This is a genomic window from uncultured Allobosea sp. (assembly GCF_945956895.1).
Classification (GTDB): Bacteria; Pseudomonadota; Alphaproteobacteria; order Rhizobiales; family Beijerinckiaceae; genus Allobosea.
On the sequence record NZ_CAMFJF010000013.1, the window covers coordinates 1 to 13,802 of the forward strand.

Below are 13,802 nucleotides of genomic sequence, written 5' to 3' on the forward strand. Positions count from 1 at the left end.
ATTCTCGGGCTCTATGGCCGGAACTGCATCCCGATCCCGCGCCGGAGCGAACGTCACTACTGGTCGGTTTCCTGCCTGCCTTCGACGTCCGACAAACCGCTTATCCGCGTCAACGCGAGCTGGATGGAGCTTTTCACGCTCTATGCGGCCGGAGAGGGTGTCCGCGGGCGATTTCTGATGCGCCTTTCGGATTTCACTACGGACCGTTCGCTTGCACGCGCCGATCTGGACGAGGCCTTTCTCGAGAGCTGCGTCACGACGCCGGAGGATATCGGTTATTTCTTTCCGCGTGGCCCCGACATGCTCTGCGTCAACGTCCAGGGCAGTGCCTCGATCCGTCGGTTCCTTGGGGTGCCGCGCATCCTGTGCGCCATACGGACCTTCAATCTGCTGCACATGAACCGGGGGCGGAACGCCTACCAGGCGAGTCACTGCTACAGCCTGGCGGATTTCATGCTGGCAGGTTGAATGCCTAAGGCTGCACCATGAACCGACCTGAACCGCCATGGCCGCGAAAAATCCGCGGAAGCGGGGGCAACTCCAGGCTTGCCTTCGCCGTTCGGTTCAGAAGCGCCAGATCAGCGGCACGATGAAGACGGCGACGACGAAGAACCAGATCAGGAGCGGCAGACCGAGCTTCCAGTAATCGCTGAACACGTAGCCGCCCGGACCCATCACCATCAGATTGGTCGGAGTCGCGATCGGCGTCAGGAACGAGGCGGCAGCCGCAACGGCCGTGCTCATCAGCACCGGCCGCGGCGAGATGCCCATGGAGGCGGCTGCGGCGACGCCGATCGGAATGACGATCAGCGCCGTCGCGGTGTTGCTGATGAGCTGGCCCATGATCGCCGTCAGGACGAACAGACCGGCGAGCAGCGCCATCGGACCGGCATCGCCGACCAGGGAGACGAGGCGGTCGGCCAGCATCTTGGCCGCGCCGGTCTCGATCATCGCGGTGGAGAGGGGCATCATCGCGCCGACCAGGATCACGGTCGTCCAGCTGATCGCCCGGTAGGACTGCTCGACGGTCATGATGCCGCACAGGATGATGGCGCCGGCGGCCAGAAGGCCCGCGACGGCGGAGGGCACGACGCCGGTCGCCAGCAGCAGGACCATCGCCAGCAGGATGACGATCGCCTGCTTGGCGCCCGGTCCCATCGGCACGGCCTGGCGCCGCACCAGCTCGGGCGAACTGACGACCAGGACGTCGGGATCGTCGAGATGAGTGTCGAGCGCCTTCCAGGTGCCTTGCAGCAGCATCGTGTCGCCGGCTTGGAGCACGACGCCCGCCGTCTTGGTCGCGCCGACGCTCGGAGCCTCGCCGGCCCCGCGCTGGACGGCGAGGACGATCAGATCGCCGCTTTCAGTGACCATGCCCGGAAACACGGTCTGGCCGATCAGGCCGGACCGTGGCGGGATCACCACCTCGGCGAGGCCCGAGCGGCGGTTGAACAGCGTCTCCTCACTGTCGCCGCTGCCTTCCTCGCGGAAGGCGAGATGCATCTGTGCCGCGAAATGCGCCGCGGCCTCGGCCTCGCCGCGCAACAGCAGATGGTCGCCCTCGGCGATCGTCGTGCGGCGTAGCGGCCCGGCGGTGCTGCCGTCCTGGATCGCGACGAGCTGGAGCCCCGACCATGTACCGAGGTCGATCTCAGCGGAGGGCTTCCCGATATAGGGGCAGGTTGCGCGAACGCGCAGCTGGTGGATGCCGCTCGCCAGTCCGTATTGCTCGACCAGCGTCTTGGCATGGCGGCTGAAATCCGCCGGCATGGTCGCGCCGTTGCGCTGCGGCAGCAGCTTCTCGCCGAACAGGATGATGATCGCCATGGTGCCCGCGAGCAGCGGAACGCCGGCCAGCGCGAACTCGAAGAAGCCGAAGCCGCCGACGCCCGCATCGAGCCCGGCCTCTGAGACCAGCACGTTCACCGGCGTGCCCGTCAGAGCCAGCATGGAGCCGGCGTGTCCGGCGAAGACGAGCGGCATCAGCAGCTGCGAGGAGTTGCGCTTGAGCCGGACCGCAATGACGACGACGACGGGCAGCAGTGCTGCGACCGCGCCGTTCAGGCTGATCAGCGCGACCAGGAGGGAGACCAGCGCCATCATCATCAGGAGCAGGCGCGTCCGGCTTTCCTCGCCCGCGCCCTTGATCAGGAGCTGGCCGGCCCAGGCGGTGACGCCGGTGACCTCAAGCCCGGAACTGACGATGAACAGGGAGGCGATGAAGATGACGGCCGGATCGCCGAGGCCGGCAAGCGCCTGGGGCAGGGTGAGGACGCCGGTCGCCCAGAGGCCGAGCGCGGTGCCCATCGCGACGAGCACGACGGGCACCTTGTTCGTGACGAACAGGACAACGGTAATGGCGACGATGATGCCGGTATAGGCGATCGGGCTCACGCATCAGCTCCTTGTGGGTCCCGCTCGATCGCAGACCCGTTTGGGGTCTCAATCCTCGATCGTCGCCATCAGGATGCCGAGGCGGCAGCCCTTCTCGTATTCGGTCAGGTTCACATATTCCTTGATCGTGTGGATCTCGGCCTGGCCGGCGCCGATCGTGATCGTCGGGACGCCGTGCTTGTCGAGCCAGTTCGCATCGAGCCCGCCATTCGAGAAAAGGTAGTTCGGCGTGAGCCCGAGAATGCCGAGCGCCTTGGCAGCGCGCTTCACCACCGGTGAATCCTTGGCGAGCTCGAAGGGCGGATAGGCGGGCTTGTGGGTGAATTTGACCTGCGCCGTCTCGCCGGCATCGTCCTTCACCTCGCCTTGAGCCTTGGCAAAGGCGGCCTTGAAGGCTTCGGCGATCCTGGTGGCGAAGGCGGCTTCGGGGCTGCGCGCCTCGCCGCGGATATAGGCGTAGTCGGTGACCACGTTGGTGGCGTCGCCGGCCGCAACCGTGCCGCCCTTGCCCCCGAAGATGCCGACATTGCTGGTGCCGTGGCCGTCGGGCTTGACGATCTTGCCGAACCAGCCCTCACGGCGGGCCTCGGCGATGGCGATCGAGCCGACCAGTGTCGCCGAGATGCCCTTCTCCGGCGCGACGCCGGCATGGGAGGCCTTGCCGGTGATCTCGACCTCCCAGTTCTCCTGGCCGACGGCGCCGATCAGCAGCTCGGAGGCGAGCTGGCCGTCGACATTGATGCACATCGTCGCGCCGCCGAGATCCTTGGGGTTGAGCTCGCGCGCGCCGTGCAGACCGCTTTCCTCGCGCACCGTGAAGAGCAGCGTGACCGGCGGATGCGGCAGCTTGTGCTTGATCAACGTCTCGGCCAGCACGACCAGCAGGGCGACGCCGGTGCGGGCATCGCCGCCGAGCGCCGTGGTGCCGTCGGAGACGATGCGGTCGCCCTTACGCTCCGGCTTGGCGCCGGCGCAGAGCGGCACGGTGTCGAGATGGGTCGAAAACAGCAGGCGCGGCCCAGCCTTGGTGCCGGGCAGATCGACGATGAGGTTGCCGGTCTCGGTCGGCAGCGGGATGCGCTTGTTGGCATCGTCGAAGCGAATGGCGGAGGCGGGAACGCCGATCGTCTTAAGGGCCTCGACGACGGCGGCACCAATATTCGCCTCCTTGCCGGTCACGCCTTCAACCGAGAGGAAGCGCATGAGATGCGCGATGGCGGCTTCGACGTCGAGGGGAACGTTGGGGCTGCTCATGATGTCCATCCGATCAGGGGAGAGGCGTTATCGTGGGGAGGGGCGCCAGGCTCACAAGCCCCAGGGCAGGCCGAGCACCTTCCAGACGGCGAAGAGCGCCGTCCACAGCACGAACATCCACACGACATAGGGCAGCATCAGCGAGACCACGGTGCCGACGCCGGCATTCCTGTCGTATTTCTGGATGAAGCCGACCACGAGGGCGAAATAGGCGTTGAGCGGCGTGATCGCGTTCATCGGTGAATCGCCGATGCGGTAAGCCGCGAGCACGGCTTCGGGTTCGACGCCGAGCTTCATCAGCAGCGGCACGAAGACCGGTGCGAAGATCGCCCATTTCGCGATCGCGCCGGTCAGCAGCAGGTCGATGAGCGCGACCACGACGATGAAGCCGAGCAGCAGTGGCAGGGCGCCGATATTGGCCGCCTGCAGCATGCCGGAAAGGCTCAGCGCCATCACCGTACCGATATTGGTGTAGGTGAAGTAGGCGACGAACTGGCTGAGCACGAAGAACAGGAAGATCGTGCCGCCCATGTTCTTGATCGATTTCTCGATCGCCGCGATGACCTCCGACAGCGTCTTCAGGGTACCGGCGCCGATGCCGTAGGCCCAGCCGGTGATCAGGAACATCAGCATGATCAGCGCGATCAGGCCGTTCATGAAGGGCGAGTTGCCGATGAGCTCGCCGGTTGTCGGGTTGCGCAGGGGCGCGCCTGCAGGGAGCGTCAGCAGGCCGAACACCGCGACCAGCGCGAGCAGGCCGAACCCGGCGAAGCGCAGGCCGCGCGACTCCGCCTCGGACAGCACGGCGCCCTGCTCGGTGACCGTTCCCTCGGCCGCCAGCTTCGGATCATAGGCGCCCAGGCGCGGGGAGATCATGCGATCGGTGATGAAGGCGATGATGGCGGTCAGGAACAGCACCGAGGCGATCGAGAACCAGAGGTTGGATGCCAGGCCGATCGTACGCTTGGGGTCGACCAGACGCGCCGCGTCATTGGTGAATTCGACCAGAACCGCATCGAGCGGCTTGATCAGCATGTTGACGGTGAAGGCTCCCGCGACCGCCGCGAAGCCCAGCGCCAGACCGGCAACCGGATGGCGGCCGACGGCGAGATAGGCGATGCCGGCCAGCGGGATCAGGACGAGGTAGCCGGCATCGGCCGCGATGCTGGCGATGATGCCGACGAAGGAGAGGATATAGGTCAACGCCCACTGCGGGGAGACGATGACGAGCTTGCGGATCAGCGCGGTGACGAGCCCCGATTCCTCGGCGACGCCGGCGCCGATCATCGCGACGATCATCAGCCCCACTGCCGTGAAGCTCATGAAGTTCGGGATCAGTGACGAATACATGAAGCGGATGCCGTCGATCGTCAGCAGGCTCTGGATCGCCGTGCTCGCCGTCTCGATCTTGTGCGTGTCGGGGTTGATCCGCTCGAAGGTAACGGCGGCGCCGAAAAGCCCGAGCACGGCCGAGAGGACGATGACGATGCCGATCAGGATCAGGAAGATGATGACCGGGTGAGGAACCATGTTCCCGACCTTCTCGACGGTGTCGAGGAAGCGCTGCATGGTCGTCTTCGGCGCGGCGGTGGCGGTTGTCATCGCATTCCCCTCTCAAGCCAAGGCTTCAGCTGAAGAGCTGCGGCCGCCGCGCGGGGCTTCGGAAGTCCCGCAAAGCTGCAAGATTTCAAGCTCCGGCCTCCGGATTCTAGCTCCCGGATATCGCGGGTGCATATGCAGCGAATCTCTAATTCTGGCTCTTGCGTCCCAAAGTCGGGCCGGTTTCGCCGCAGGAACCGGTGCTCCGGCAATGCGATGCTCCAACAATGGGATGACTGGTCCAGAGTTGGGATTCTGAGCCGATCCGCAGCCTTGCCGGTATTGCTAGCGTTTCGCTGCCGTCCCGCACGGTCTCGTGACCGCAAGCGCGCCTTGCGGCTTGCGGTGCCGTGATTGCCCAGGGGAGTTCGATGCAAGGGCGAGGCTGTTGGCATCTGGAATCGCCGCCGCGAATGCGGGAGGCGGCCGGGGCACGAACATGCGGCAATCTCGGTGCGTCGGCGCCAAGGTTCAGGCTGAGCGCGGCGGGCACGTGACTCTGGACTGGAGCCTTGCTGCCGAGGCCGCGGCCTGGGCGACCTCGACAGCGCGCCTCGACGATTTCCGCCCGCTGCTTCCCGCGGAAGAAGAGATCGTCGCCGGCCTTCAGTCAGGCTCTTTCGACCGGCTTGGGGATGGTTCCCTGCCGGAGGAGCCCGATCCGGCCCGTATCGTGCGGGCGTCGTTCCTGCGCTTCCTGATTCTGGGAGGCGAGCCAGGGTGCCGGCCGCACGAGAAGGGGGTTCTCGTCAGGGGGGCCTGGATCGCGGGGGCGCTCGATCTCGAAGCCTGCCGCGTCTTCCGCGACATCGGGCTCACCGACTGCCGCTTCGAAGCGGCCCCGGTCCTGCGCGCTGCCATCATCAACCGGTTGTTTCTCGATGGATCGCGGCTGCCCGGGCTGCAGGCGGAGCGGCTCGAGGCGCGCGGCGGCATCTATCTGCGAGGAGCGGAGGTCGAGACGGGGATCGATCTCGATCAAGCGCGTCTCGGCGGCAATCTCGAATGCGACGGCGCGATCATCAGCAATCGTGGTGGCTATGCGCTGCTGGGCCGGAGCCTGGAGGTTCGCAACGTGCTGCTCCGCGGCGCGACACTGCGCGGCGGCGCCAACCTGTCGGGGGCGGTTCTGGCCGCCGATCTCGATGCAACCGGAGCCAGCATCCCCGCCTTCGAGCGGATCGCGCTGGATGCGGACGAACTCGCCTGCCGCGGCAGCGTCGCTCTACGGAATGCCCGCATTGGCGGCGAGGTCCGATTGAGCAGGGCCGATATCGGCGGGGATCTCGATTGTTCCGGCGCGACGGTCGAGAATGCTGGCGGAGCCGCCGTCGATGTCAGCAGGGGTGTTGTCGCGGGGGCCTTCTTTCTTAGGCACGGGGCGCGGCTGGACGGCACGCTCGCGCTGACCGGCGCCTCGATCGGCACGATCCATGACGAAGCGGACTGCTGGCCGAAACCGGGCCAGCTGCTGCTCAACCGCTGTCGCTACGGGGCCTTCATCGACGGCCCGGTCGATGCCGAGAGCCGGCTTGCCTGGTTGGCGCGGCAGTCGCCGGAAAGCGGGGGCGAGGATTTCTGGCCGCAGCCCTACGAGCAACTCGCCGCCGTCTTCCGCGAGATGGGCCATGGCGAGGATGCGAGCGCGGTGCTCGTCATCAAGGAGCGGCTGCAGCGCCGGGCGCGCCGCGGCCGGACGGAAAGCCGGGCATGGCGGGCGCTGCTGTTTGTTGCCGACGGCATTCTGGGCATCACGCTCGGCTATGGCCGCAGGCCGCTTCTCGCCGTCGCCTGGCTCGTCTTCTGTTGGTTCGCGGGCGTCGCGGTCTTCTCCCATGCCGAACGGCAGGGTGCGATGATGCCGAACAGTGCGGTCGTCTTGCGCGCACCCGAGTGGACGCTCTGCGGGATTGCGCGTGATGAACGCAGACCCCTCGTCGCCAGCGGCCTGTCCCAGGGGCTGGGAGAGCAGGGCGAGACGCAACTCGCCTGCTTCCGCCGGCAGTGGGAGGCTTCAAGCTACCCTGCTTTCAGCCCGTGGATGTACTCGCTCGACACATTGCTGCCGGTGCTCGACATGGGGCAACGCAGCTTCTGGCGCCCGAATCCGGCAAAGCCCGGGGGGCGTGTCGCGATCGGCTATTTCTACTTCCATTCGGTGGTCGGCTGGGCTCTGAGCCTGCTTGCCGTGGCAGGTTTCTCGGGGCTGGTGAAATCGTCATGACGTCAAGCAGCCCGCCGCCATCGGCATGACGGACGTGCGAGCACACGACGACGGCCCTGCCGCCCTGCCCAGGGCCGGGCTGGTCATCGAGACGGACATCGCCGGGCCGGAAGGCAATGGCAGGTGCCTCGACCGACGCTTCGGGCGTGGCATGATCCCGGCCTGCCGGCAAATCTCCGCGATCGGAATCCCATCCGCGCCCTGATTCCGAATGAGCGCCTTCCGCGCGTCCGGGAATTTCGAACCCTTCATCGCCTTCCGCTTCGCACAGCGCAGGGGAAACGATCGGAAAACTCCAACCCAAAGGAAGCCAGTTTTAAGGGTTCAGATCTGTTCGAGGACTGAGATCAAATCCCCGCTTGTGCCTTGCCGTCTGCGTTAGAGTAATAACTCTGGCAAGCCGCGTGCAGTTCGTTCAATCGATGCGTTTGAGCGGATGCTTCGCGCCGGTCGGCCTCGATAGAACAGGGCGTTCGGAAGTTTTGGGGGCGATGTCGTCCGATGTTTCGGGAGCTTGCGACGAAATTGGACGGAAATGCCGCAGCGGCGGCGATGGAGGGTGTGGAGCGGTACAGCCTCTGGGCGAAATTTTTAACTTACGCCAAAGGCTTTACGAGGCACTGGATTTCACAAGAATCCGAGAGTTATTGAATTAAATGAAGCGGGCCGGGTGCTATGCAGAAGTGCCATCGGGTGGATTTGCCCGAAATTATATGATCGAGGGTTTCGTTCAAGCGGTTATCGGCTTTCAGCCAAAGTGGGAAAGGCATTGAATATTGTCCTTTGGTTCGCAATTTCGCCTGTCTCTGCGCTCGTTTTTGTCATCGCGCTCCTTGAAAGACGTGGCCTGGAACTTTTCCGGGCCCGTTATCACTACGGTGATTTTGGTTCTGCTCGCGCCGCTATACATCAAGTTCGTCGGCTTGCCGCGATACGGCGTCCTGACTGTTTTATGGGTATTCTTGGCTTATTTCGGATTGATGGGCCTCGGGTTGGCTCGGGCTGCAGCCAATCTTTGTGCAAAAACCGATGACGTCAAGGAAATCAGCGAAATTTTTGTCAGTACAAATCTTTTTAACATGATATTTGGCGCTATATTTGGCGTCATATTTTTTCTAATCTATGGATCAGTGCTTCCCGTCATCGTAAACGCGACGCCCGACATCGAGAAGGAGTTCCTGGCTGCCGGCCCTTGGCTGGCAGCCTTCTTGCCGTTCGCGGCGGCGTCGGGGGTGCTCGGAGGGGTGCTCGAAGGGCGGCGGCATTTTGCCTTGTCGAATCAAATTCAAACCCTAGGAACGATTCTATTCCAAGCGACGCCATTTCTGGTCGCCTTCTTCTATTCGAACAGCTTAGACGTCATGATTCCAGTCGCGCTAGTGGTTCGTGCTGGAGTTATTTTAGCTGGGGCCTGCGCGACGGTTAGAGTTCTTTCGATAGATTTAAATTGTAGATTTAATTTTAAATTGATAAGGCAGATGTCTTCTTTCGGCGGCTGGGTGTCGCTTGGTGGGATCATCTCTCCTATCATCATGACGGTTGATCAATTCATAATCAGTGCGCGAATTGGATCGAGTTTTTTGCCTTATTATTCGATATCGAATTCGCTGATTCAGCGAATTCATATCTTCCCTCTCGCCGTGTTTCGTACGATTTACCCAAGAATATCAAAATTGTCGGAGATGGAGGCGCGAGCGCTATCGGAGCGTTCCGTCAAAATACTGTCCCACATCATAACTCCGGCGATCATCGTGGGTATTTTCCTGGTTTCGACTGTCTTGACGATCTGGCTCGGGGCGGAGTTTTCACAGAAAGCAACATTGCCGTCGCAAATCTTGCTTGTTGGGATCTGGTTCAACGGATTGGCGTTGATGCCTTTCGCCTTGCTGGAAGGTCAAGGCAGGCCAGACCTTCCCGTAAAGTATCATTTGCTGGAGTTGCCGTTTTATTTGGCGGGGTTGTTGGTTGGGCTGCAGGTTGCGGGCATTGCCGGCGCAGCGGCGGCCAGCGCCCTGCGAATGGCTTTCGATGCCTTGTTGCTCGTCTCGGCCGCCCGCTTTTCAAGGCGAACGATCACGGGTCTCGGCGTCAGTGCTGCTGCCGTTTGCGCGGGCTTTGTTGTCGCCAACCTGCAGTTATCATTTGCCGCGGTTTGGGCCAGCGCTGTTTCGATCCTTGCCCTCTGGGCCCTTTGGGTCGGCGTAACCCGTGATTGGTAGCCGATAAGGAGGGCGCCCCGGCCGGCCTCGAGAACGCTAGGCGTGGTGCAGGATCTGGCCGAGGAACTTGCGCGTGCGCTCGCTCTGCGGGGCCGAGAAGAACCGCTCCGGCGGCGCCATCTCGACGATCTCGCCGGCATCCATGAAGATCACGCGGTCGGCGACCTTGCGGGCGAAGCCCATCTCGTGGGTGACGCAGATCATGGTCATGCCGCTCTCGGCGAGTTCGACCATGGTATCGAGCACTTCGCTGACCATTTCGGGGTCGAGCGCCGAGGTCGGCTCGTCGAAGAGCATGATCTTCGGGTTCATGCAGAGCGAGCGGGCGATCGCGACACGCTGCTGCTGGCCGCCCGAGAGCTGCACCGGATATTTATGGGCCTGTTCTGGAATATGGACGCGCTCCAGGATCTTGCGGGCAGTGGCCTCGGCCTCCGCCTTGGCGATCCCGCGCACCTTCATCGGCGCGAGCGTGCAGTTCTCCAGCGCGGTCAGGTGTGGAAACAGGTTGAAGCTCTGGAAGACCATGCCGATCTCGCGGCGGATGTCCTCGATGCCCTTGAGCCTGGCGTGGACGGTCGTGCCGTCGATGACGATCTCGCCCTTCTGGTGCTCTTCGAGTTGGTTCAGGCAGCGGATCAGCGTCGACTTGCCGGAGCCGGATGGACCGCAGATGACGATGCGCTCGCCGCGCGAGACGGTGAGGTCGATATCGCGCAGGACGTGAAAGTCGCCATAGAACTTGTCGACCTTGCGCATCTCGATGATCACGTCGCCGATCGCATGGTCGGGGGCGGAGGGGGCGGTCGCGGACATCTGCAATAACCGTTCTGGGGTGGTTGGAAGATGGGGCCGGCACGAAGCCGGCCGCATCCGGTGTTCCCGAAACCGACATGTTTCAGCGAACCGCGGGTCATCCCGGCCGGAGCGAAGCGGAAAGCCGGGACCCATGCCTGAACCTTCCTCGGAAGCGCTCCGGCATGGATCCCGGCTCAAGCCTGGGATGACGGCGCGGTTCCGAAGAAAGCCATCAGGCCCCGGCTCAGAACTGCGGCATCGCCGGCAGCTTCGGCAGCGCGATGCCGAACCACTTCTGGTTGATCTTCGAGAGCTCGCCATTGGCCTCGATCTCGGCGATGAACTTGTTGGAGAACTCGGCCAGAGCCGTGTCGGCCTTGCGGAAGGCCATGCCGTTGGCCTGTTCCTTCAGCGTGAGCTTCGGCTCGATGTTGAGCTGCGGGTAGTCCTTGAGGAGCTGGGCGAGGATGGTGTTGCTTGCGCCCATGGCCTGGACCTGGCCGGAGATGAGGGCCTGCAGCGCGGTCGCGTCGTCGTCATAGCGCTTCAGCGGCGTGCCGGCCGGGGCGATGGCGCTGATCGCGGTGTCCTGGGTCGAGGCGCGCGCGACGCTGATCGTCACCGGCTTCAGGTCTTCCGGCGTCTTGATGGTCAGGCTCTTGGGCGCCAGCACATAGATCGTCAGCGTGCTGTAGGGGTTGGAGAACAGCACCTGCTTCGAGCGCTCGGCGGTGATGCCGAAGGTGGCGATCAGCACGTCGATCTTGTTGGTCAGCAGGTAGGGGATGCGGTTCGGGCCGGTGACCGGCACGAGCTCGAGCTTGACGCCGAGAGACTTGGCCATCAGCGCGGCGACATCGGCATCATAGCCGGCCGGATTCTGCTGGGCGTCGGTGCCGCCGAAGGGCGGGTAGTCGGTCAGCACGCCGACCATCAGCTTGCCGCGGGACTTGATCTCGTCGGGCGTGGCGGCCTGGGCCGGGGCGGTGTTGAGCGCAGCGGCGGCAAGGCCGGCGAAGACCAGCGCGCCGAGGCTGCGGCGGCAAATCGATTTAAACAGCGACATGGACGTTCTCCTCTGAGGGGTCGGCTTGGTGTTGCGCAGCCGCGCCTAGCGCGCGGCGACGAGGAGCTTCTGCTCCATCCTCTTGCTGTAGGCCGAGAGCGGCCGGCAGATGACGTAGTAGATCAACGCGACGAGCGCGAAGATCGTGAAGGGTCGGAAGGTGGCATTGTTGATGATCTGTGCCGCGCGCGTCAGCTCGACGAAGCCGATGATCGAGGCGAGCGAGGTGCCCTTGATGAGCTGGACCAGGAAGCCGATCGTCGGCGGGATTGCGATGCGGACCGCCTGCGGCGCGATGACGAGCACCATCTTCGGCCAGTAGCGCAGGCCGAGCGAGGTCGCTGCCTCCCATTGCCCGCGCGGCACCACCTCGAGCGCGCCGCGCCAGATCTCGCCGAGGAAGGCGCTGGCATGGAGCGAGAGGCCGAGCGCAGCTGCCGTCCAGGGATCGACCGACCAGCCGAACAACCCCGGCACGAAGAAGGCGAGGAAGAGCTGCATCAGCAGCGGCGTGCCCTGGAAGACCTTGATGTAGCCGGTGGAGGCGACCCGGAGCCATTTGAACTCGCCGGTGCGGGCGAGCGCGACCAGCGCCCCGCCGAGCGCGCCGCCGAGGAAGGCGACGAGCGAAAGCAGCAGCGTCCAGCGCACCGCCATGATGATGTAGATGATGTCGGGAGAGCCGAGTGTGCGCATCGTCTCACCTCACCGGGTTGGCTTGCGCAGGAAGGTGCGCTCGATGCCGGCGAAGACCGACCAGAAGAAGACGGAGAGGCCGAGATACATGCAGGTGACGATGAAATAGACCTCGAAGCTGCGGAAGGTGCGCGACTGGATGTCGCCCGCCACAGCCGTCAATTCGCTCGCCGCGATCGCCGAGCAGACGCTGGTGTTCAGCATCAGCAGGATGAACTGGCTGGTCAGCGATGGATAGATCGCCTGGATCGCCGGTTTCAGGATGATGTAGCGGAAGATCTGGAGGGGGCGCATACCCAGAGACTTGCCCGCCTCGATCTGCCCCTTCTGGATGCTCTCGATGCCGGCACGGATGATCTCGATGCCATAGGCGCCGACATTCACCACCAGGGCCAGGAGCGCGGCGCTGTTCGACGAGAATTTCAGGCCGAGCGACGGCAGGCCGAAATAGATCATGAAAATCTGGATCAGGAACGGCGTGTTGCGGATCAGCTCGATATATTCGTCGATGATCCAGACCAGCCATTTCGGGCCGGAAGTCTTGCCGAGGGCGCCGGCGACCGAGACCACCATGCCGATCGCCATCGCCAGCGCCGAGAGCACGAGCGAATTGACCAGCCCCTGCAGAAGCTCGGGCCAGGCCGCGAAGACGTCGGCGAAGTCGAATTCATAGCTCATGCGGACAAGCCCCTCCGGGGCTTCCGCTGCTCAACAGCCTTCATCGATCCTGTCCTCCGTGGATATCCGGCCGGCTTGCCGCCGGCTTCTCGGTGTTGTCGGTCCAGTCTTGCTACAATCGTGGGATCAGCAAGCCGCCATCGACGTTGATCACTGTTCCCGTCGCATAGGCGAATTGTCCGCTGGTCAGGGCGGCGACGCAGTTCGCGACATCCTCGCCTTCGCCCCAGCGCCCGGCGGGGATCAACCCGTCGGCGATGCGCGCGTCGTATTTGGCGGCGACCTTCGCGGTCATGTCGGTGCGGATCACGCCGGGCCTGACCTCGAAAACCGGGATGCCCTCCGGCGCCAGCCTGACCGCGAGCGCCTTCGCCCACATCGAGAGGCCGAGCTTGGAGACGCAATATTGCGCCCGGTCAATCGAGATCAGCTCGGTCGAGGCCGAGGTGATGAAGACGATGGCCGGCCGCTCCGGCCTGTCCGCGAGCATCGCCCTGGCGACTTCCTGGCTCAGGAAGGCGGCGCCGCGCAGATTGATGTCCATCACGAGGTCGAAGCTCTCCTCCGTGATCTCCAGCATGTCGCCGCGCACGGGCGCGCCGATACCGGCATTGGAGACGAAGAGGTCGAGCCGGCCAAAGGCGGCCTTCACATCGGCGACGAGGCCGGCATGGCTCGGGACCGCCGCGACATCGTGTTTGAAGAAGCGCGCTGTTGCGCCGGCAGCCTCGAACAGCTTCGCGGCTTCGGCGACGGCCTCGTCCTCGGCGATATCGGTGAAGGCGATGTCATGGCCGGCCCTGGCGAGCGCCACGCCGATGGCGCGGCCGATGCCGCGTCTTGCGCCGGTGATGAGGGCGACGGGGCGGGTCAT

The 13,802-nt window shown here is 64.1% G+C and carries 11 protein-coding genes; 3 read left to right on the forward strand and 8 right to left on the reverse strand.

The window, feature by feature from the left end:
• Window positions 1-468 (forward strand): hypothetical protein (locus Q0Q02_RS10055; protein WP_293808991.1); only part of this gene is annotated, 468 nt, incomplete at its 5' end.
• A gap of 96 nt (window positions 469-564) precedes the next feature.
• Here the strand turns inward: Q0Q02_RS10055 and Q0Q02_RS10060 are convergent.
• The 3 genes from Q0Q02_RS10060 to Q0Q02_RS10070 are packed head-to-tail and all read right to left on the reverse strand — an operon-like array spanning window position 565 to window position 5,250.
• Window positions 565-2,394, reverse strand: a complete 1,830-nt coding sequence (locus tag Q0Q02_RS10060) for an SLC13 family permease (RefSeq protein WP_293808993.1) — start codon at window positions 2,392-2,394, stop codon at window positions 565-567.
• A 48-nt stretch (window positions 2,395-2,442) separates the two neighbouring features.
• On the reverse strand, window positions 2,443-3,657 hold the full coding sequence (locus Q0Q02_RS10065) for a M20/M25/M40 family metallo-hydrolase (protein ID WP_293808995.1): 1,215 nt from the start codon (window positions 3,655-3,657) through the stop codon (window positions 2,443-2,445).
• A 42-nt stretch (window positions 3,658-3,699) separates the two neighbouring features.
• The gene (locus tag Q0Q02_RS10070) at window positions 3,700-5,250 is read right to left on the reverse strand and encodes an AbgT family transporter (RefSeq protein WP_293808997.1); all 1,551 of its coding nucleotides are present in this window, start codon (window positions 5,248-5,250) and stop codon (window positions 3,700-3,702) included.
• Between the two features lie 490 nt (window positions 5,251-5,740).
• Here Q0Q02_RS10070 and Q0Q02_RS10075 point away from each other — a divergent pair, with 490 nt between their 5' ends.
• Complete coding sequence (locus tag Q0Q02_RS10075) at window positions 5,741-7,471, forward strand: hypothetical protein (protein ID WP_293808999.1); 1,731 nt, start codon at window positions 5,741-5,743, stop codon at window positions 7,469-7,471.
• Between the two features lie 776 nt (window positions 7,472-8,247).
• The gene (locus Q0Q02_RS10080; protein WP_293809000.1) at window positions 8,248-9,690 is read left to right on the forward strand and encodes an oligosaccharide flippase family protein; all 1,443 of its coding nucleotides are present in this window, start codon (window positions 8,248-8,250) and stop codon (window positions 9,688-9,690) included.
• A gap of 36 nt (window positions 9,691-9,726) precedes the next feature.
• On the opposite strand, the gene Q0Q02_RS10085 is transcribed toward Q0Q02_RS10080, so the two are convergent.
• The 5 genes from Q0Q02_RS10085 to Q0Q02_RS10105 all read right to left on the reverse strand — a co-directional run bounded on the left by Q0Q02_RS10085 (window position 9,727) and on the right by Q0Q02_RS10105 (window position 13,802).
• Complete coding sequence (locus Q0Q02_RS10085) at window positions 9,727-10,506, reverse strand: amino acid ABC transporter ATP-binding protein (protein WP_293809002.1); 780 nt, start codon at window positions 10,504-10,506, stop codon at window positions 9,727-9,729.
• 226 nt (window positions 10,507-10,732) lie between these two features.
• A complete protein-coding gene (locus Q0Q02_RS10090) occupies window positions 10,733-11,554 on the reverse strand; it encodes a transporter substrate-binding domain-containing protein (protein WP_293809004.1) in 822 nt (273 codons plus the stop codon).
• 45 nt (window positions 11,555-11,599) lie between these two features.
• Window positions 11,600-12,250, reverse strand: a complete 651-nt coding sequence (locus Q0Q02_RS10095) for an amino acid ABC transporter permease (RefSeq protein WP_293809006.1) — start codon at window positions 12,248-12,250, stop codon at window positions 11,600-11,602.
• Window positions 12,251-12,259: 9 nt separating this feature from the next.
• Window positions 12,260-12,928 carry an amino acid ABC transporter permease gene (locus tag Q0Q02_RS10100; protein ID WP_293809007.1) on the reverse strand — a complete coding sequence of 223 codons (669 nt, stop codon included), beginning with the start codon at window positions 12,926-12,928 and terminating at the stop codon, window positions 12,260-12,262.
• Window positions 12,929-13,040: 112 nt separating this feature from the next.
• On the reverse strand, window positions 13,041-13,802 hold the full coding sequence (locus Q0Q02_RS10105) for a 3-ketoacyl-ACP reductase (RefSeq protein ID WP_293809009.1): 762 nt from the start codon (window positions 13,800-13,802) through the stop codon (window positions 13,041-13,043).